Origin of the sequence: Streptomyces sp. NPDC049577 (assembly GCF_040675635.1) — a bacterium.
Taxonomy (GTDB): Bacteria; Actinomycetota; Actinomycetes; order Streptomycetales; family Streptomycetaceae; genus Streptomyces.
In genome coordinates, this window is the sequence record NZ_JBFAPH010000097.1 from 1 (window position 1) to 19,090 (window position 19,090).

The window sequence follows — 19,090 nt, forward strand, 5'->3', positions numbered from 1 at the left end:
GCACCCCGAGCCGCTCCCCCGCCTCGGCGATCCGCGAGCCGGACAGCCCGCCGGTCCGCGCCCACAGGGTCAGACCGCCGTGCGGAACGGTGAACTCCCAGTCGGGCAGCCGGCGCCGGACGGCGGCGACGAGGGCGTCGCGGTTCTCCCGGGTCTGATCGCGCCGCAGGGCGATGGAGGCGTTCCAGCCCTCGGTGTTCAACAGCCACGTGACCGCGAGCTGTTCGAGGACCGGGGTGCCCAGGTCCGCGTAGGCGCGGGCGGCGACGAGGTTGCGGATGATGTCGGGGGCGGCGCGCACCCAGCCGATGCGCAGCCCGGCCCAGAAGGACTTGCTGGCCGAGCCGACGGTGATGACGGCGCTGCCGGCGGGGTCGAAGGCGCAGACCGGGCGGGGCAGTTCGACGTCCGGGTCGAGCAGCAGCTCGGACATGGTCTCGTCGGCGACCAGTACCGTGCCGGCCGCCCGGGCCGCCTCGACGAGCTCGCGGCGCTGCTCCTCGGGGGCCAGGGAGCCGGTCGGGTTGTGGAAGTCGGCGATCACATAGGCCATGCGGGGCGCGGCGTCGCGCAGCACCTGGCGCCAGGCGGGCAGGTCCCAGCCGGCGAGGCCGCGGGCCATCGCCACGGGCACCAGCCGGACCCCGGCCTCGCGCATCAGCTGGAGCACGTTCGCGTAGGAGGGGGACTCGACCGCGACCCGCTCGCCGCCCCCGGCGAGCAGCCGGCAGATGGCGGCGACGGCGCCCATGGCCCCGGTGGTGACCATGATCTGCTCGGGCATGGTGGGGATGCCGCGCGCGGTGTACCGGTCGGCGAGCGCCTGGCGCAGGGCGGGCAGGCCGGCGGGGTAGTCGCCGTGGGTGTGGGCGTAGGGCGGCAGCTCCTCCAGGGCGCCCTGGAAGGCGCGGGTCAGCCAGGGCTCGGGGGCGGTCAGGGCCGCGCAGCCCAGGTCGATCACCGAGCCGGCGGCCTCCGGCGGCAGCGGGTCCAGGGCCCGGGTGGGCAGCGGGTTGCCCGCGGGCACGGCCGTCCAGCTGCCGGCGCCGCGCCGTGATTCGAGGAACCCCTCGCCGCGCAGCGCCTCGTAGGCGGCGGCGACGGTGGTGCGGCTGACGGACAGGGCGGCGGCCAGCTCCCGCTCGGCCGGCAGCCGGGCGGCGACCGGCACACGGCCTTCGAGGACGAGCAGCCGGATGCCGTCCGCGAGCGAGCGGTAGGCGGGCGTACGGCGGCCGGCGAGCAGGCTGACGCCCTCCCGCGCCTGCTGCGAGCCGAGCAGCCGGGCGAGCTGGGGTGCGCCCACCGAAGAAGTCCACCGGGTCATTTTTGCGGTCCACCTTCCCGGGATTGGCCATGGATCATGCTTACTGCCGGGCCACAGACTGCCATGCGTCAGGCCAGTCCCACCACTGCCCAGGATGGCACCACCACCCGAGGAGGGGTTTTGTCCGCGTCCGAGGAGTCGCAGAAGGAGTCCGGAGAAGGGTCCGGAGCAGGATCCGGGGGCCCGCGCCTCGCCCGCCGTCTCGTGCAGTTGTACGGCGGGCTCGCGCTGTACGGGCTGAGCATCGCCCTCCAGGTCCGGGCCGGGCTCGGGCTCGCACCCTGGGACGTGCTGAACCAGGGGGTGTCGCGGCACACCGGGCTGTCCATGGGGACGGTCACCATCGCGATCGGCGCGCTGGTCCTGCTGCTGTGGGTGCCGCTGCGCCAGCGCCCGGGCCTGGGCACGGTCTCGAACGTCCTCGTGATCGGCCTGGTCGTGGACGCGGCGATGAGCGTGGTTCCGGCGGTGCACGCGCTGTGGGCGCGCATACCCCTGCTGCTGCTCGGCATCGTGCTGTGCGGCGCGGCGACCGGCCTGTACATCACCCCGCGGTTCGGCGCGGGCCCGCGTGACGGCCTGATGACCGGATTGCACCGCCGGACCGGCCGCTCGGTCCGGCTCGTGCGCACCTGCATCGAGCTGGCCGTGCTGGCGACGGGCTTCGCCCTGGGCGGCTCGGTGGGCGTGGGAACGGTCCTCTTCGCGGTGGCCATCGGCCCGCTGTCCCAGTTCTTCCTGCGCGTCTTCGCACTGCCGGAACCGGCCTCGCCGGTGGCATCCCCCGTGGTCGCGAGCGGCGGAACCGGGGACCTGGTTGAACACTCGGACGAGCGGGGGGGTAGTGTACGCCTTTGACCCACCGGACGACCCGTTACTGCGCGCCGAATTGACGGAAGCGCAGGGTGACATCTGTTGCCAGATGTGACAAACCGGGCGCCGATGGGTACAAAAAGGGGCGGCACGACGGGCGACGCATGTCCCTCAACGGGGAATCTTCACCGCCGACCGGACGTTGACCGGATGACGACGACAGCGACACCTGTCCTGTGGGCGACAAGCCCGGGAGGCACGAATTCATGAGTGAGCGAGCTCTCCGCGGCACGCGACTTGTGGTGACCAGCTACGAGACCGACCGCGGCATCGATCTGGCCCCGCGCCAGGCGGTGGAGTACGCATGCCCGAACGGCCATCGATTCGAGATGCCGTTCTCAGTGGAGGCGGAGATCCCGCCGGAGTGGGAGTGCAAGGCGTGCGGCGCCGTCGCGCTCCTGGTGGACGGCGACGGTCCCGAGGAGAAGAAGGGCAAGCCCGCGCGTACGCACTGGGACATGCTCATGGAGCGGCGCACGCGCGAGGAGCTGGAGGAGGTGCTGGCCGAGCGGCTGGCGGTCCTCCGGTCCGGGGCGATGAACATCGCGGTGCATCCGCGCGACACGCGCAAGTCCGCGTAACGGCGTTGCGGCGAAGCCGCACGGCAAAGGGCCCGGGCCACTGCATCAGCAGTGGCCCGGGCCCTTTCCGGTAACCGCATCCGGGTGCGGGCCGGTGGCCCGGGCTACGGGAGGGAGTCCCGGTGCGTCGGGCGGTCGTCCTCGCGGATGACCTCGCCCTGGATGACGTCATCATCCGGCCGGTAAGCCGGCCGGTAGGCCGAGAGCTTCCGCCCGGCGGCCTTCCGCAGCAGGTCCCGCGTGGGCGGGAACAGGCACAGCAGCCCCGCCACGTCCGAGAGCAGACCGGGCACGATCAGCAGCAGTCCGCCCAGCATCGTCAGCGCGTTGCCGCCCCCGCCCCCGGCCTCCCCGGAGGGGGACGCGGCGGAGCGGGTCAGCCGCTCCCAGGCCCGCCGGCCCGCGCGCTTGATCACGTACGAGCCGGCGAGCACGCCGCCCGCCAGCAGGGCGAAGACGGTCAGCCCGCCGGCCGCGCCGGCGACGAGAATCAGCAGCCACAGCTCCAGCAGCGCCCAGAGCGCGACGCCCAGGGGGATCAGTCGGCGGGCGCGGCCGCGGCGGGAGGGTTTCCGGTCTGCTCCGAACGTCATGATTCAAGTGTGCCTGGAGGTCAGCGGTCCCGGCCCAGCACCTTGCCGACTCGGGAGCCGACGCCCCAGGACGTCACGCGCCACAGGGCCTCGGCGACGATGTCGCGGCTCATCTTGCTGTCACCCAGCTCGCGCTCGACGAAGGTGATGGGGACCTCGACCACGTGGAAGCCGGCCTTGACCGCGCGCCACGCGAGGTCGACCTGGAAGCAGTACCCCTGCGAGGCGACCTCCTCCATGCCCAGGCCCTCCAGCGTCTCCCGGCGGAAGGCGCGGAAGCCGCCCGTGACGTCCTTGATCGGCACGTCCAGCAGCAGCCGGGAGTACGTGGAACCGCCGCGGGAGAGGAACTCGCGGGACTTCGGCCAGTTCACGACGCGACCGCCGGGCACCCAGCGGGAGCCGAGGACCAGGTCCGCGCCCTTGAGGGCGGTCAGCAGCCGGGGCAGCTCCTCCGGCTGGTGGGAACCGTCGGCGTCCATCTCGACCAGGACTCCGTAGCCGTTGTCCAGGCCCCAGCGGAAGCCGGCCAGATAGGCCGCGCCGAGTCCCTCCTTGCCCTTGCGGTGCAGCACCTTGACGTGGTCGTCATCGGCCGCCAGCTCGTCCGCCAGCTTGCCGGTGCCGTCGGGACTGTTGTCGTCGGCGACGAGGACGTGCGCCTCCGGTACGGCCGACCGCACCCGGGCGACGATGGGCTTGATGTTCTCCGCCTCGTTGTAGGTCGGGATGATCACCAAGATCGTGCCGAGCGGACCGTATCTCCGCTGACCGCCGTCGTTCACTGCTGTCCCTTCTTCTCCGTGCGTGCCCGACGACCGATCAGGAGTGCGGTCGCACAGGACAGGAGGCCCACGATAGCGAGCGCCCATTCGGGCCCCGCACCCACGCGGTCCGCGACGGTCGTCCCGTCCCGCAGGGGGATCCGCGCGGTGAGGACGTCCCGGGTGAATTCCTCGGTGCGCTGGAGCACCTTGCCGTCCGGGGCGACGACCGCGCTGATGCCGCTCGTCGCGGCGGTGACCACGGCCCGGCCGTGCTCGACGGCCCGCAGCCTGGACATGGCCAGCTGCTGGTCGGGCTGACCGGTGCGGCCGTAGGTGGCGTTGTTGGTCTGGACGACCAGTGCCCGGGCACCGGCCGCGACGGTGTCGTGGACGATCTCGTCGTAGGCGACCTCGAAGCAGATGACGTCGCCGAGCCGGGCCGGGCCGATGTCGAGCACACCGGTGTGGTCACCGGGGTAGAAGTCGCGCGGGACGCGCTGGAGGCGGCTGATGACCTTGCTCAGCTCCTGCCGGAACGGCACGTACTCGCCGAAGGGCACCGGGTGCTGCTTGGCGTAGGAGGCGCCGGGGCCGGTCCGCGGGTCCCAGACGATGCCCTTGTTGTCGATGTAGCCGGGCTTGCCCGGATGGTCGACCAGGGCGCCCACCAGGACGGGCACGCCGACCGCCCGGACCGCCTCCTCGATGCGGGCGCGGGCCGGCGGGTACTGGAAGGGGTCGAGGTCCGAGGAGTTCTCCGGCCAGATGACCAGGTCGGGCTTCTTCACGCGCCCCGCCCGGATGTCGCTCGCCAGCTGGAGCGTGGCGTCGACGTGGTTGTCGAGGATCATCATCGGGCGGCCGAGGAAGTCCATGCCGGCATGCTGCACATTGCCCTGGACGATCGCGATGTCCACGGTGTCGTCGGCCTTGGTGGGGACGGGCACCGCGTACCCGGCGAGCCCGACGGCCAGGGCCAGCGCCGCGGCCGCCACGGCCGGCAGGGCCGCCCGCACCCGGCCCGGACCCCCGGCGGCGGTGCGCCACCGGCGGGCCGCGACGGCCGCGTACGCGAGCAGGCCGCCGGCCAGGGCCACGCCGAAGGTCACCAGCGGGGCGCCGCCCAGGGCGGCGAGCGGGGTGAACGGCGAGCCGGTGTTGGCGAACGCCAGGCGCCCCCAGGGGAAGCCGCCGAAGGGCAGGCGGTCGCGCGCCCACTCCTCGGTGATCCACAGGCAGGCGCCCCACAGCGGCCAGGCCGGCAGCCGGGAGGAGACGGCCAGCCCGGCGCCGAGGGCGGCGACGAACAGCGCCTCGATCGCCGACAGGCCCACCACGGCGTCGTAGCCGACGACGTGCAGCCAGCGCAGCAGGAGGAAGAAGAAGGGCAGCGCGAAGGCGAAGCCCGTCCAGGCGCCCTGCCGGGCCGTGCGCCCGCGCGTGAGCAGCGCGAGGGCGGCCACGGCCGGCACGGACAGCGGCCACAGGTCGTACGGCGGGAAGGCCGCCGCCAGCGCGGCGCCGGCGAGCGCGGCCAGCGCGCTGCGGGGTGCCTCGCGGCGGACGAGCCGGGCCGACCGCGCGAGGCGGCCCGGGCGCGCCGGGGCGTCGTCGGAGGGCGGGGTTCCGGCCGTCGGCGACGGCTGGTCGAGGGTCTCGGGGCCCGAGGGCACGGTCGCGCCCCTTCCTTCAAGCTGCGGGGTGTTCCAGCTGACCGTACCTCGCCCGGGCGTGTCGCGGGGCCGCCGGGTGATCGTCGGCGGGCGTGCGGGCATGTGGGGCCCGGTGTCCTTCGGGCCGGCCTGGGATCCGCTGGCTGCGGGTCGACCGAGAGCCGTTGTCTACTGAACGTCCGGGCCCCACCCGGGTCGCACCTGCCGGACAGGCGGAGCCTTCCCTCGCCCCCGTGCGCTGGACCTGGCTCCCAGTGGTGGTGTGCCGGCCCGGCGCACCACCCCATGGCCCAGCTGCGTTCGACGACTGTGTGGAGGTTCACCGGCCGGACGTCCTGTGGTGGACTCCGCAGAACCTACCGGCCGCCGCCCGCGCCGTGTCAACACCCTCGCGACCTGCGTGCCTTCGGCAAATCAGCAGGTCAGTACGGCGTGCCGGGCGGCGGGGCGACAGGCCGACGGATCATCGTTCGGCGGTACGCGGCCCGGCGCGCCTCACTCGTTCGGCCGCTCGTGGACCGTCCGGCCGCCGACGACCGTGCGCAGGCAGACCGGCAGCGGCGTGCCGGGGGTGAGGTCGGGCAGCCCCGGGGTGCCGGAGCGGGGGTCGGTGGACCAGTTGGCGACCCGGGTGTCGGGGACCTGCACGACCAGGTCGCCGCTCTCCCAGATCGCGTAGTCGGCGGGCGCGCCCGGCACCAGGATGCCGGCGTCGTCGCGGCCGATGGCCCGCCAGCCGCCGCGGGTGTGGGCGGTGAAGGCGGCCCGTACGGAGACGCGGTGCCGGGGCGTGCGGTGGAAGGCCGCGGCGCGGACGCCGCCCCACGGGTCCAGGGGCGTGACGGGGCTGTCGGAGCCGAGGGCGAGCGGGACGCCGGCGCGCAGCAGGTCCGCGTACGGGTTGAGGGTGCGGGCCCGCTCGCGGCCCAGCCGCTGCGCGTACATGCCCTCGTCGCCGCCCCAGGCCGCGTCGAAGGCGGGCTGGACGGAGGCGGTGAGGGCGAACTCGGCGAAGGCGGCGATGTGCTCGGGGCTGAGCATCTCGGCGTGCTCGACGCGGTGCCGGGCGGCGCGGATCGCGGCGAGCCCGAGCTTGTCGGCGGCGGCGCGCACGCCCTCGGTGACGGCGGTCAGGGCGGCGTCACCGATGGCGTGGAAGCCGGCCTGGATGCCGGCCTCGGTGCAGGCGGCGACGTGCGCGGCGACGGCGGCGGCGTCGAGGTGGCCGGTGCCCCGGTGGCCGGCGTCGGCGTACGGCTCGTGCAGGCAGGCGGTGTGCGAGCCGAGGGAGCCGTCGGCGAAGAGGTCGCCGGCCGCGCCGATCGCGCCGAGTTCTCGGATCCGCTCGGCTCCGTCGGGCGAGGTGAGGGCCTCGGCCCAGTAGCCGACGACCCGGGGGCCGGGCTCCTCGGCGGCCAGGCGCAGCAGCCCGGTGAGGTCGTCCTCGCTGGAGATCAGGGGTCCGGCGCACTCGTGGACCGAGCCGATGCCCAGGGAGGCGGCCCGGGCGAGCGCGGCGCGCTGGGCCTCGGCGCGCTGGGCGGGGGTGACGCTCTCGTACGCGACGGCGCGCACGGCGTGGTGGGCGTCGTCGGTCAGCGGCCCGTCGGGGTCGTAGCCGGTCAGGCGGGCGGCGTGCGGGACGAGGTCGAGCAGTGCGGTGGTGACGACGGCGGAGTGGACGTCGGCGCGGGTGAGGTAGAGCGGCCGGCCGCCGGTGGCCTCGTCGAGTTCCCGGCGGGAGGGCGGCCGCTGCTCGGGCCACCGGCTGCCGTCCCAGCCGTGTCCGAGCAGTACCCGGTCGGCGGGGCGCGCGGCCGCGTGCGCCCGTACCCGCTCCAGCGCCTCGGCCAGGCCGGCGACGCCGGTGAGGTCCAGGCCGGTCAGCGCGAGGCCGGTGGCGGTGGTGTGCACGTGTGCGTCGGTGAACGCGGGCGTGACGAGCGCGCCGTCGAGGTGGACGACCTCGTCCACACCCTCGGCGAAGGAGTCCGCCGCGCCTTCGGAACCGACCCAGGCGACGTGGCCGTGCTCCACGACCATCGCGGTCGCGAAGGGGTCGGCGGGGCTGTGCACGGTGCCGCCGCGCAGCAGCACGGTCTTGATGGGCTCGCTCATGGGGTCAGTCTCTCCCCTGGCCCGCCCCGTCCCGTAACCGGATCCCCCGGGAGGCTCAGCCCACCCGCGGCGGCCGGGCCTCGTAGGGGGTGCTGAGCACGATCGTCGTCCGCGTCGAGACCCCGGCGAGCGAGCGGATGCGCGCCAGCAGGTGCTCGAGCTCCAGCGGCGTGGCCACGCGCACCTTGAGGATGTAGTTCTCGTCGCCCGCGACGCTGTGGCACGCCTCGATCTCGGGGATCTCTGCGAGCCGGTCGGCGATGTCGTCCGGCGCGCTGGGGTCGAAGGGCTTCACCGAGATGAACGCGGTGAGCGGCAGCCCGACCGCCTCGGGGTCCACGACGGCCGCGTAGCCACGGATGACGCCGCGCTGTTCGAGCCGCCGCACGCGCTGGTGCACCGCCGAGGTGGACAGGCCGGTGGCCTTGCCCAGGTCGGTGTAGCTCATCCGCCCGTCCTTGACGAGCAGTTCCACGATCTCTCTGTCCAACTCCTCCACGCGGATCAACCTACTGGTTCCGGGTGCGCCCGGCACAGTCGGCGGCGCCACAGGCGCACGGGGTGTGTGATGAACACCACAGGCGTGCACCCGTGTCCTCCCGAGCGCCGCGATTACCTGACGTGCCACCAGGGAAATGCTTGCTGTGGCCGCGGCCGAGGCGCCCCGGCCGGCCCATCCGAGGGGGAGAAACACGATGCCCAGCCTTGAACGCGTCGACCACGAGGACGACAGCCTGTACGAGTCCTACGAGATGCCCGCGATGTTCCGGGTGACGTGCCCGGACTGCGCGCGGCCGATCGCGCTGCTGGCCGACGAGGACGTCCTGCCGGAGCACGCGCTGTGCCCGTCCCCGTGGAACCCGTTCGGGCTCACCGTCTGCCCGGGGTCCGGACTCGGCGTCGAGGAGACCGCTCCGGCCGGCGAGTCGCTCGACGGCCACGGCCTGGACGCCGCGCTGCTGCTGACGCTGCCGCAGAGCCTGGACTGGCGGACCCAGCCCTTCTCGCACATCGGCGGTCCCGGCTCACGCCCGCTGCGCGTGCCCGAGATGCGCCGGCCCTCCTGAAGCGAACCGGTTCCCGGGCGTACGGCGGGAAGTGACGACGAGTCGGCTGTTAGGGTCGATGCCTTCCCGCCGTACGAGCCGAGGAGGTTCCCGTGACGTCGCCCCCGGACCGCGCCCGCGGAAACGGCTCCCGGCCGTCCGGTCCGCCAAAGCTCCCTCCGCTGCACTGCCCGCGCTGCGGCGCGGCCGCCGAGGACCTCTCGGGGTGCGCGCCCTGCCGAGCGGAGGGCGTCGGCGTCAATCCCGTACCGCCCCCGGCCGATCTGTCCGGGCTCTCGCTCGCCGACTTTCCCGGCGGCCCGTGGGGCTGGCCCTCCGCGATGCCGGTGCCCGGCCCGCCGGTCACGCTCGGCGAGGGGGCGACGCCCCACCTCGCCTTGGAAGGCCCGAACGGCTCGAACGGTGCGGACGGTGCGGACGGCACCGGGCTCTGGCTGAAGTACGAGGGCGCCAACCCCACCGGTTCGCACAAGGACCGCGCCATGGCGGTGGGCGCGGCGGCCGCCCGGGCCGCCGGGGCGGACACGGTGGTCGCCGCCTCCTCCGGGAACGCCGGCGCGTCGGCCGCGGCGTACGCCGCCCGGGCCGGGCTGCGCTGCGTGATCTTCACCACCGACCGGGTCCCCGGGCCGCTGCGGGCGCAGATCGACGCCCTGGGCGCGATCCGGGTCGTGCGGCGGGACCTCGCCGCGCGGAACGCCGCGATGCGGGAGGCGGTCGAGCGCTTCGGCTGGTATCCGCTGACCAGCTTTGTCGCGCCCTCGCCGGGCGGCAACGGCTACGCCAACGAGGGCTACAAGTCCGTCGCGTACGAGATCGCCCGCGACTTCGGCGACCGCGCCGGGACGGTGGTCGTGCCGACCAGCCGCGCGGACCTGCTCGCCGGCATCGGCCGCGGCTTCCGGGAGCTGCGCGAGGCCGGGCTGCTGGGCCGCCTTCCCCGGCTGGTCGCGGCGGAGCCGGCGGGTGCCGCGCCCTTCACCGCCGCGCTCGCCCGCGCCGGGCGGGCGGAGCAGGAGCGGGTGCGCGTGGCGTCCGTCCCCTCCCCCGCCTTCTCGCTCGGCGAGGAGACCCCCTGCTGGCAGGGGCTGGACGCGCTGTGGCGCTCGGACGGCTCGGCGGTCGCGGTGCCCACCGAGGACTTCATGGCCGAGCACCGCGCCCTGGGCGCCGGCGGGATCTTCCTGGAGCCCTCGTCGGCGGTGGCCGTCGCGGCGGCCCGCGGCCTGGCGCGCGAGCACCGCGACGGCGCGGTGATCGCGATCGGCACGGCCACGGGCCTGAAGGACACCGCGAGCGTGGCCGGTGCCGGGGCGGCCGCCGCCGGGCTTCCGGAACTGGCGGAGCTCACCGCCTGACGGCCGCGCCCGCGTCAGCGGGATTCCGGTCCTGCCACATGGCGGGCGATGACCATGCGCTGGATCTGGTTCGTGCCCTCGACGATCTGCAGCACCTTCGCCTCGCGCATGTAGCGCTCGGCCGGGAAGTCGGCGGTGTAGCCGTAGCCGCCCATGAGCTGGACCGCGTCCGTGGTCACCCGCATCCCGGTGTCCGTGCAGAACAGCTTGGCCATGGCCGCCTCCTTGGCGAACGGCAGTCCCTGATCGCGCAGCCGTGCGGCGGCGAGGTAGAGGGAACGGCCGGCCTCGATCTGGGTGGCCATGTCGGCGAGCATGAAGCGCAGGCCCTGGAAGTCGGCGACCGGCCGGCCGAACTGCCGCCGCTCGTGGACGAAGGCCAGCGCCTCGTCCAGCGCGGCCTGGGCGATGCCGATGGCGCAGGCGGCGATGCCCAGCCGGCCGGAGTCGAGGGCGGACAGGGCGATGGAGAAGCCCTGGCCCTCCTCGCCGATGCGCCGGGCGTCGGGCACCCGCACGCCGTCGAAGTGCAGCTGCGCGGTCGGCGAGCCCTTCATGCCCATCTTCCGCTCGGGCGGCGCGGCGCTCAGACCCGGGGCGTCTCCGGGCACGAGGAAGGCGGTGATGCCGTGGGCGCCCTCGTCGCCGGTGCGGGCCAGGACGGTGTAGAAGTCGGCGACGCCGCCGTGGGTGATCCACGCCTTGGTGCCCTCGATGGTCCACTCGTCGCCGCTGCGGGTGGCGCGGGTGCGCAGGGAGGCGGCGTCGGAGCCGGAGGACGGCTCGGACAGGCAGTACGCGCCCAGCAGGCCGCCGCCGAGCATGGCCGGCAGGTGCTCGGCCTGCTGCTCCTTGCTGCCGTAGCCGGCGAGCGCGTGGCAGGCGAGGGTGTGCACGCTGACGCCGAGACCCACCGTGAGCCGGGCGGCGGCGAGCTCCTCCAGCACCTGGAGGTAGACCTCGTACGGCTGGTCGCCGCCGCCGAACTCCTCGGCGTACGGGAGGGCGAGCAGGCCGGCGGAGGAGAGCAGACGGAAGATCTCGCGGGGGAAGCGGCCGGCTTCCTCCTCCTCGGCGGCCGTCGGCCGGATCTCCCGCCGCACCAGGTCGCGCACGAGCGCGATCAGGTCGTGGGCCTCCTCGGTGGGCAGTCGACGCTCCACCGGCTCGGTGCCGTGATCGGTCATGGCGACGCTCTCCTCCCTGTCGGGCGCTGCGGCAACGGACGCGCAAGGGTGTCGGCGCCGCCACCGGGGGGGTGCCCAGTCGATGGTCCCGTGCCGGGTCGCGGAACGCGGGTGACCTGCGGCTGTGGCGCTTGGAGTATGCCCGATCGGAAGCCGTGCGTCACGGGTTGACGGATCATGACCAAGCGTTCGTCAGGTTTGGTCCGAACCATTGACGCACTGGTCTAGTCCTTCTACGGTTCTCCCACCGTTCAACGCGTCCATGCCAAAAGTTCGGCGGACGCGGGTCACCCCCCATCGCTCTCCCCACCCCACCGAGGAGAACCATGTCCCGACCGCACGGAATACTGGCCTCCGCCCTCGCGGGCGCCGCACTGCTCGCCTCCGCCCTCGTCGCCCCGGCGACCGCCTCCGCCTCGCCCACGACCGCTCCCGCCTCCCCGGCGGACGAGGCCGCCGGCCACCGGGTCGTCGGTTACTTCACCGACTGGGGCGTCTACGGCCGCAACTACCACGTCAAGAACATCGAGACGTCCGGCTCGGCGGCCAGGCTGACGCACATCAACTACGCCTTCGGCAACGTCACCGGCGGCAGGTGCGCGATCGGTGACGCGTACGCCGACTACGACAAGTTCTACGACGCGGCCGGCAGCGTCGACGGCAAGGCCGACACCTGGGACAACGGCGCCCTGCGCGGCAACTTCAACCAGCTGCGCAAGCTCAAGAAGCTGCACCCCGGCCTCAAGGTGGTCTGGTCCTTCGGCGGCTGGACCTGGTCCGGAGGGTTCGCGGAGGCCGCGAAGAACCCGGCCGCCTTCGCCGACTCCTGTTACAACCTGGTCGAGGACCCGCGCTGGGCCGATGTCTTCGACGGCATCGACATCGACTGGGAATACCCCAACGCCTGCGGCCTGACCTGCGACGCGAGCGGCCGCGACGCCTTCACCCGGGTGATGGCCGCGCTGCGCGCCCGGTTCGGCGCCCGCAACCTCGTCACGGCCGCCATCACCGCCGACGCCTCGTCAGGAGGCAAGATCGACGCCACCGATTACGCCGGCGCGGCCCGCTACGTCGACTGGTACAACCCCATGACCTACGACTTCTTCGGCGCCTGGGACGCCAAGGGACCCACCGCCCCGCACTCGCCCCTCACCTCCTACCCCGGCATCCCCAAGGCCGGCTTCACCACCGACGACGCCGTCCGCAAGCTCACCTCCCTCGGCATCCCGCCGGCCAAGCTCCTCCTCGGCATCGGCTTCTACGGCCGCGGCTGGACCGGCGTCACCCAGTCCGCCCCGGGCGGCACCGCCACCGGCCCGGCCTCCGGCACCTATGAACAGGGCATCGACGACTACAAGGTCCTCAAGGCCAAGTGCCCCGCCAACGGCACGGTCGGCGGCACGGCCTACGCCAAGTGCGGCAGCGACTGGTGGAGTTACGACACCCCCGCCACGATCGCGGGCAAGATGGCGTACAAGAACCGCCAGGGGCTCGGCGGCACCTTCTTCTGGGAGCTGAGCGGCGACACCGCCGACGGTGAACTGATCAAGGCGATCGACTGACGGTCCGGCCGGCCGGCGACGGCGGCGGCCCCACTACGCTGACCCGGGCCGAAGCCCGTATCGCGACGAGGAGCCGCCGCCCATGTCCGTCACGCTCGATCTGGACTTCTTCCGCCGCTTCCTGGAGCGCGCCACCCAGGTGATCGTCGCCCGGTCCGGGTACCTCACCGATCTGGACGCGGCGATCGGCGACGCCGACCACGGGGCCAACCTCAAGCGGGGGTTCACCTCCGCGGCGCGGGCCGTCGCGGCGGAGCCGCCCGCCACCCCGGGGGCGCTGCTGACCGCCGTCGGCGTGCATCTGACCAACACCGTCGGCGGCGCCTCGGGGCCGCTGTTCGGCACCGTGCTGCGCCGGATGGGCAAGGTCCTCGGCGAGGAGGCCGTGGTCGGGCCGGAGGCGCTCGGGCAGGCGCTCGCGGCGGCGGTCGCCAGTGTGCGGCGGCTGGGCGACTCCGCGCCCGGGGACAAGACCATGGTCGACGCCCTCCAGCCGGCCGCCGACGCGTACGCCGCCGCGGTGGCGCGCCAGGACGTGGCGGCCTGCCTCGACGCGGCGGCGCGGGCGGCCCGCGAGGGCGCGGAGGCCACGATTCCGATGCAGGCGCGGCGCGGGCGCGCCAGCTATCTCGGCGAGCGCAGCATCGGCCACCAGGACCCGGGGGCGACCTCGGCCGCGCTGCTGGTCACCGCGCTGTACGAGGCGACCGACCCCGAGCTGTGCGCCCGGCCCGTGCCCGGGGAGACGCCGGGGGCGGCTCCCGCCGGGGAGAAGCGCCCGGCCGGCCGGGTCGGCGTGGTCCTGGTCTCGCACAGTCGCGAGGTCGCCGAGTCGACCGCCGCGCTGGCCCGGGCCCTGGTGGGCACCGGCGACCCGGCTCCCGTGGCCGCCGCGGGCGGACTGCCCGACGGCGGCGTCGGGACGAGCGCCGAACTGGTCCGGCGGGCCGTCGCGGGCGTGGACGAGGAAGCCGGCGTGGTGGTGCTGTGCGACATGGGCAGCGCGGTGCTGACGGTGCGGACGCTGATCTCGGACAAGCTCCTGGACCGGGCCGGGACCGTGCGCATCGCGGACGCCCCGTTCGTCGAGGGCGCGGTCGCCGCGCTGGTGACGGCCTCGGCGGGCGGTGACCTGGACGCCGTCCTCGCGGCGACGGACGACGCGCGCACCTACCGCAAGCTCTGACGGCGAACCCCTGCGGGACCGGTGGCCACCCGGAAGCGCGCGTGAAAACCTGGATGGGTCGAATCGTCCTTTTCCGGTGAGCGCGGAGGTCCGTCACGGTGTCGCGCAGACTGCCCTTCGCGCTGGTCCTGGTCTATCTCGCGGTGATCGTGGCCGTCGACCTGATGACCCCGGCCGATGTGCGCCTGGAGGTGTACGCCGCGCTGGCCCCGCTGGCGGCGGCCATACTCTGCACCTACCGGCAGACGGTCTTCGTGGGCGCGGTGGACTTCGTCCTGATGGTCGTGCACCACGGCGCGCTGGCGCACAACATGCCGCCCGTGGCGCGCGCGGGTTCGGTGCTGGCCATCGTCCTGCTGGTCGGCGCGAGCATCGCGCTGGCCCGGCTGCGCCGGGACGGCGAGGAGCTGCTGGAGCGCGTCCGGGCCACCGGCGAGGCAGCCCAGCGGGCGCTGCTGCGACCGCTGCCGCTGCGCACGCACAGCGTGCTGGTGGACGGCTTCTACGTCTCCTCGCAACGGGAGGCGCTGATCGGCGGTGACATCTACGAGGTCGTGGACACCCCGTACGGCGCCCGGGTCCTCATCGGCGACGTGCGCGGCAAGGGGCTGGGCACGCTCGGCGCGGGCGCGGCGGTGCTGACGGCGTTCCGGGAGGCCGCCTACCACCGGCGGGAGCTGGAGCGCGGGGTCGAGGCGATGGAGCAGGGGTTGCAGCGCTACCACCACTCCGCGCGCTACCAGGCCAGCTCGCAGCCGGGCCGGCAGCCGGCGGACGTGCTGATGCGGGCGTCGGAGGAGTTCGTGACGGCCCTGGTCTTCGGCACGGAGGAGGCCGCGGGCCGGCCGGGCCCCGACGGGGCCGCCGTGCCCGTGGTCTTCGTGGACTGCGGGCACGTGGCGCCGTTCCTGATCGGCGGCGACGGCGAAGTGCGGGAGCTGGAGTGGCCGGAGCCCGGGCTGCCGCTGGGCCTGGGCGACCTCGTCGCCACGCCCCGGACCGCACGGCGGATGCTGCTGCCGCCCGACTGCCGGGTGCTGGCCTGCACGGACGGGGTGACCGAGGCGCGCGCCCCCGGCGGCGGCTTCTATCCGCTGGCCGAACGGCTGGCCGGCTGGGCCACCCTGCCCACGCCCGAGCTGCTGGAGCGGTTGCGCGCCGACCTGGACGCGCACACGCACGGCCGGCTCCAGGACGACGTGGCGGTGCTGGTGATGGAGCGCGCCCCGGAGGCCGGCGAGGAGCCGGTCAGCGGCTGAAGAGCTCGAAGGCCACGGCGGGCCGGCCGCCGAACCGGTCGGCCATCAGCGCCATGTTCCCCTCCAGGAAACTGCGGCAGTACGCCTCGGGGTCCTCCGAGGTGAGCGCCTCGATATAGGTGCGATGGCAGAGCAGGGAGGCCACGGCCCGGTCCAGCCCGGCCCGGGCGTCGACGGCGTGCGTGGGCCGGGGCGAGCCGGCCACCGCGACGTAGCGCACGCCGTTCCAGGGCAGCAGCTCGTCGCGCTCGATGAGCTCGGGGAAGATCCAGCGGTTGCCGGCGTCGGCGACGGCGTCCAGGGCGGCCCGGCCGACGGCCCGGTGGTCGGGCGTGTTCCAGTAGAGGCCGCCGCCCCAGGTGTCGTGGTGGTTGAGGGTGAGCAGCAGGTCCGGGCGGTGGCGGCGGATGGCGGCGGCGAGGTCGCGGCGCAGCGCCGTGCCGTACTCGATGACGCCGTCGCGGTGGTTCAGGAACTCCACGGTGGCGACGCCGACGGCGGCGGCGCTCTCGCGCTGTTCCCGCTCGCGCAGCGGCCCGGACTCGGCGGGGTCCAGCGTGTCGATGCCGGCCTCGCCCCGGCAGGCCAGCACGTAGGAGAACTCGCGGCCGTCGTCGATCCAGGTGGCGACGGCGGCGGAGGCCCCGTACTCCAGGTCGTCGGGGTGGGCGACGATCGCGAGCGCGCGTCGCCAGTCGGTGGGCATCTCCTGGAGCTGGTCGGCCATGCCGGATCGCCTCCGCGAATCTCTCGACTCCGGTCCCTCGGGGCAGCGTATGCGGTAGGCCCCGGCGAACGCACCCGGTGTGCGCCCCGCGACCTCGGGGGAACTCGGCGGGCGCCGCGTCCGACTACCTGGTCCGGGCCCGCAGCGGCGGGCCGTGAGGACGAGTTCTGGAGTGTTACGGATGCGCCTTCGTGCGTGGTGCGGTGTCCTGGCCTCGGTGGCCCTGTCGGCGACGGCCTGCGGCGGCGGGGGGTCGAAGGAGTCCGGCGACGCGGCCGCGCCGGGCGGCGCCGCCGGCTTCCCCGTGAGCGTCACCGACTGCACGGGGGCGAAGACGACGTTCGACGCGGCGCCCCGGCGGATCGTCACCAGCAACGCCGCCGGCCTGGAGCTGCTGATGTGGCTGGGCGCGGGCGACAAGGTGGCCGGCACGGGCTTCCCGCCGGGCAACGGCTCGATGCCCACGCAGTACGCGGACCGGGCGGCGCGGGTGCCGGTGCTCGGCAAGACCGTGATCCCGAAGGAGAAGCTGCTCGGCTCGGGCGCGGACCTGTACGTCGACTCCTTCTCGTCGATGAAGAACATGGGCAGGATGGGCGACGCGCCCACGGCCGAGGAGTTCAGGGCCGCCGGCATCAAGCACATCTTCCTGAAGTCCACGGCGTGCGCGGCGATGAGCAAGGGCCCGCGCACCGATCTGTCGGGCGTCGAGGCCGACATCGAACAGCTGGGCGCCGTCACGGGCACCTCGCGGAGGGCTGCCGAGCTCGTCGGCGGCATGCGGAAGACGACCGGCGAGGTGCGGGACGCGCTCAAGGGCGTGCCGGACGACAAGCGGCCCTCCTACTTCCTCTTCGACTTCGACGCCGGCACCAAGCAGCCCATGGCGGTGTGCAACCGGCAGGTCGCCAACGCCGTGATCACGATGGCTGGCGCGCGGAACGTCTTCGCCGACTGCGACGGCGACTTCAAGCCCGTCGGCTGGGAGGACGTCGTCGCGAAGAACCCGGACTGGATCCAGCTCGCGGTGCGCAACCGGGGCAGCGAGGAGGCGAACCGCAAGGCCTTCGACGAGGCCGCGGACTTCCTGCGGACCTTCCCCGCCACCCAGGACCTGGCCGCCGTCAAGGAGGACCGCTTCCTGCGCATCGGCTCCGAGCGGACCACGATCGGCGGCGTGCGCAGCGCGGAGACCGTGCGCGAGATCGCGCACACCCTCCACCCCGACGAGGTCAAGTAGATGGCGACGCTCGCCGCGGAGCGGAAGGGCGCAGGCGAGCCGGTGGCCCGCGCGGTGCCCGTCGGCTGGGTCTGCGCCGCCCTGGCGGTGGCACTGCTGGCGGCCCTGGCCGCCTCGGTCTGCCTCGGGTCGACCAGGGTGCCGCTCGCGGAGGTGTGGTCGGCGGTCGTGCGCGGGATCGGCGGCCGGCCCCCCGCGCCGGGCACCCAGGACCTGATCGTCTGGCGGCTGCGGGTGCCGCGCGCGCTGCTGGCGGCCGTGGTGGGCGCGGGCCTGGGCCTGGTCGGCACGGCCGTGCAGGCCCTGGTCCGCAATCCGCTCGCCGACCCCTATCTGCTGGGCATCTCCAGCGGGGCGTCGCTGGGCGCGGTCGCGGCGATCGTGCTCGGGGCGGGGGCCGGCGGGGCGCTCGGGCTGGGGCTGTCCTCGGCCGCGTTCGCCGGGGCACTGACCTCCTTCGCGCTGGTGTGGGCGTTCGCCCGGCGCGGCGGCGGCTTCCGGCCGCTCAGGCTGGTGCTGGCGGGAGTGGGCATCGGGCAGTTCCTGTCGGGCTTCACCCACTACCTGGTGCTCCAGGCCGGGGACGAACAGCAGACGCACGGCGCGCTGTTCTGGCTGATGGGCTCGCTCGGCGGGGCCCAGTGGGCCACGCTCGCCCTGCCCGCGGCGGCCGTCGTGCTGGGCCTGGCGGCCCTGCTGGCCCGGGCCCGCGCCCTGAACGCCCTGCTGATGGGCGACGAGACGGCGGCCGGCCTCGGCGTGGACGTCACCCGGCTGCGGCGCGAGCTGTTCGTGGTGACGAGCCTGCTCACCGGCGTCCTGGTCGCGGTGTCCGGGGCGATCGGCTTCGTGGGCCTCATGGTGCCGCACGCCTGCCGCATGGTGGTGGGTGGCGACCACCGCCGGCTGCTGCCGGTGGCCGCCCTGTTCGGGTCCGTGCTGCTGGTGGTCGTCGATCTGGTGGCCCGTACGGCCCTGGACGACCAGGAGTTGCCGGTGGGCGTGGTCACCTCGCTGATCGGCGCGCCGGCGCTGCTGTATCTGCTGGACCGGCGCCTGGAGAGGGGTGCGTGACATGAGGGTCTCCGTGGAAGGCCTGGAAGTGGCCCTCTCGGGGCGGACCGTGGTCTCCGGTGTGGGCATCGTCGCCGAGGAGGGCGAGATCGCGGGCCTGATCGGCCCGAACGGCAGCGGCAAGTCCACCGTGCTGCGCACCGTCTACCGGCATCTGCGCCCGCACGCCGGCCGGGTACTGGTCGGCGGGACGGACCTCCGGCGGCTGACGGCCGTGCAGTCCGCCCGGCGGGTCGCGGCGCTGCCGCAGGAGCGCGGCAGCGACTTCGAGCTCTCCGTGCGCGAGGTCGTCGCCATGGGCCGCACCCCCTACAAGCGGGCCTTCGCCGGCGAGGACAGCGCCGACGCCGAGACGGTGGCGTCGGCGCTGGAGCGGGTGGGCATGGCGGGCGCCGGGCGGCGGAGCTTCTCCGCGCTGTCCGGTGGCGAGCGCCAGCGCGTGCTGCTGGCCCGGGCACTCGCCCAGGACCCGAAGGTGCTGGTGCTGGACGAGCCGAC

At 74.3% G+C, this 19,090-nt stretch carries 18 protein-coding genes and 1 pseudogene; 11 read left to right on the forward strand and 8 right to left on the reverse strand.

Translation table 11 applies throughout. The features are described from left to right. On the reverse strand, positions 1 to 1,327 hold a 1,327-nt coding region (locus tag AB0K09_RS13680), incomplete at its 3' end, for a PLP-dependent aminotransferase family protein (RefSeq protein WP_366065535.1). A gap of 204 nt (positions 1,328 to 1,531) precedes the next feature. Here AB0K09_RS13680 and AB0K09_RS13685 point away from each other — a divergent pair. Both AB0K09_RS13685 and AB0K09_RS13690 read left to right on the forward strand, forming a co-directional pair. Then, a complete protein-coding gene (locus AB0K09_RS13685; protein WP_366065549.1) occupies positions 1,532 to 2,185 on the forward strand; it encodes a hypothetical protein in 654 nt (217 codons plus the stop codon). A gap of 221 nt (positions 2,186 to 2,406) precedes the next feature. Then, complete coding sequence (locus AB0K09_RS13690; RefSeq protein WP_004948858.1) at positions 2,407 to 2,781, forward strand: RNA polymerase-binding protein RbpA; 375 nt, start codon at positions 2,407 to 2,409, stop codon at positions 2,779 to 2,781. A gap of 104 nt (positions 2,782 to 2,885) precedes the next feature. On the opposite strand, the gene fxsA is transcribed toward AB0K09_RS13690, so the two are convergent. From fxsA to AB0K09_RS13715, 5 genes are all read right to left on the reverse strand, one after another. Then, positions 2,886 to 3,374 (reverse strand): FxsA family membrane protein, encoded by a 489-nt coding sequence (gene fxsA, locus AB0K09_RS13695; protein WP_366065536.1) that lies wholly within the window; start codon positions 3,372 to 3,374, stop codon positions 2,886 to 2,888. 20 nt (positions 3,375 to 3,394) lie between these two features. Continuing rightward, entirely contained in the window at positions 3,395 to 4,159 is a 765-nt protein-coding gene (locus AB0K09_RS13700; protein ID WP_366065537.1) for a polyprenol monophosphomannose synthase, read from the reverse strand. Continuing rightward, positions 4,156 to 5,916 (reverse strand): apolipoprotein N-acyltransferase, encoded by a 1,761-nt coding sequence (gene lnt / locus AB0K09_RS13705; RefSeq protein WP_366065538.1) that lies wholly within the window; start codon positions 5,914 to 5,916, stop codon positions 4,156 to 4,158. Before lnt ends, AB0K09_RS13700 begins: the two co-directional genes overlap by 4 nt. 393 nt (positions 5,917 to 6,309) lie before the next feature. After that, positions 6,310 to 7,932 (reverse strand): amidohydrolase, encoded by a 1,623-nt coding sequence (locus AB0K09_RS13710; RefSeq protein ID WP_366065539.1) that lies wholly within the window; start codon positions 7,930 to 7,932, stop codon positions 6,310 to 6,312. A gap of 55 nt (positions 7,933 to 7,987) precedes the next feature. Next, positions 7,988 to 8,431, reverse strand: a complete 444-nt coding sequence (locus AB0K09_RS13715; protein ID WP_030365423.1) for an Lrp/AsnC family transcriptional regulator — start codon at positions 8,429 to 8,431, stop codon at positions 7,988 to 7,990. Between the two features lie 196 nt (positions 8,432 to 8,627). Between AB0K09_RS13715 and AB0K09_RS13720 the strand changes: the two genes are divergently transcribed. Together AB0K09_RS13720 and AB0K09_RS13725 are read left to right on the forward strand one after the other, a co-directional pair. Further along, a complete protein-coding gene (locus AB0K09_RS13720; RefSeq protein WP_366065540.1) occupies positions 8,628 to 8,999 on the forward strand; it encodes a hypothetical protein in 372 nt (123 codons plus the stop codon). Between the two features lie 92 nt (positions 9,000 to 9,091). Next, entirely contained in the window at positions 9,092 to 10,357 is a 1,266-nt protein-coding gene (locus AB0K09_RS13725) for a pyridoxal-phosphate dependent enzyme (protein ID WP_366065541.1), read from the forward strand. Positions 10,358 to 10,371: 14 nt separating this feature from the next. On the opposite strand, the gene AB0K09_RS13730 is transcribed toward AB0K09_RS13725, so the two are convergent. Next, the gene (locus tag AB0K09_RS13730) at positions 10,372 to 11,544 is read right to left on the reverse strand and encodes an acyl-CoA dehydrogenase family protein (RefSeq protein ID WP_366065542.1); all 1,173 of its coding nucleotides are present in this window, start codon (positions 11,542 to 11,544) and stop codon (positions 10,372 to 10,374) included. Between the two features lie 326 nt (positions 11,545 to 11,870). Between AB0K09_RS13730 and AB0K09_RS13735 the strand changes: the two genes are divergently transcribed. The 4 genes and pseudogenes from AB0K09_RS13735 to AB0K09_RS13750 all read left to right on the forward strand — a co-directional run bounded on the left by AB0K09_RS13735 (position 11,871) and on the right by AB0K09_RS13750 (position 15,551). Continuing rightward, on the forward strand, positions 11,871 to 13,106 hold the full coding sequence (locus AB0K09_RS13735) for a glycoside hydrolase family 18 protein (protein ID WP_366065543.1): 1,236 nt from the start codon (positions 11,871 to 11,873) through the stop codon (positions 13,104 to 13,106). 82 nt (positions 13,107 to 13,188) lie between these two features. Then, positions 13,189 to 13,809: pseudogene (dhaL, locus tag AB0K09_RS13740) on the forward strand (dihydroxyacetone kinase subunit DhaL); the annotation flags it as partial. Between the two features lie 93 nt (positions 13,810 to 13,902). Beyond that, the gene (dhaM, locus tag AB0K09_RS13745; RefSeq protein WP_366065550.1) at positions 13,903 to 14,292 is read left to right on the forward strand and encodes a dihydroxyacetone kinase phosphoryl donor subunit DhaM; all 390 of its coding nucleotides are present in this window, start codon (positions 13,903 to 13,905) and stop codon (positions 14,290 to 14,292) included. Positions 14,293 to 14,390: 98 nt separating this feature from the next. Beyond that, positions 14,391 to 15,551, forward strand: coding sequence for a PP2C family protein-serine/threonine phosphatase (locus AB0K09_RS13750; RefSeq protein WP_366065544.1), 1,161 nt, complete (start codon positions 14,391 to 14,393; stop codon positions 15,549 to 15,551). On the opposite strand, the gene AB0K09_RS13755 is transcribed toward AB0K09_RS13750, so the two are convergent. After that, positions 15,541 to 16,278, reverse strand: coding sequence for a PIG-L deacetylase family protein (locus AB0K09_RS13755; RefSeq protein WP_366065545.1), 738 nt, complete (start codon positions 16,276 to 16,278; stop codon positions 15,541 to 15,543). The genes AB0K09_RS13750 and AB0K09_RS13755 overlap by 11 nt on opposite strands. A 181-nt stretch (positions 16,279 to 16,459) precedes the next feature. On the opposite strand from AB0K09_RS13755, the gene AB0K09_RS13760 reads away from it, so the two are divergent. The 3 genes from AB0K09_RS13760 to AB0K09_RS13770 all read left to right on the forward strand — a co-directional run. Next, positions 16,460 to 17,518: an ABC transporter substrate-binding protein gene (locus tag AB0K09_RS13760; RefSeq protein ID WP_366065546.1), complete on the forward strand. Its 1,059-nt coding sequence runs from the start codon at positions 16,460 to 16,462 to the stop codon at positions 17,516 to 17,518. Next, positions 17,519 to 18,592, forward strand: coding sequence for an iron ABC transporter permease (locus AB0K09_RS13765; RefSeq protein ID WP_366065547.1), 1,074 nt, complete (start codon positions 17,519 to 17,521; stop codon positions 18,590 to 18,592). Between the two features lies 1 nt (position 18,593). Continuing rightward, positions 18,594 to 19,090 (forward strand): ABC transporter ATP-binding protein (locus AB0K09_RS13770; RefSeq protein ID WP_366065548.1); only part of this gene is annotated, 497 nt, incomplete at its 3' end.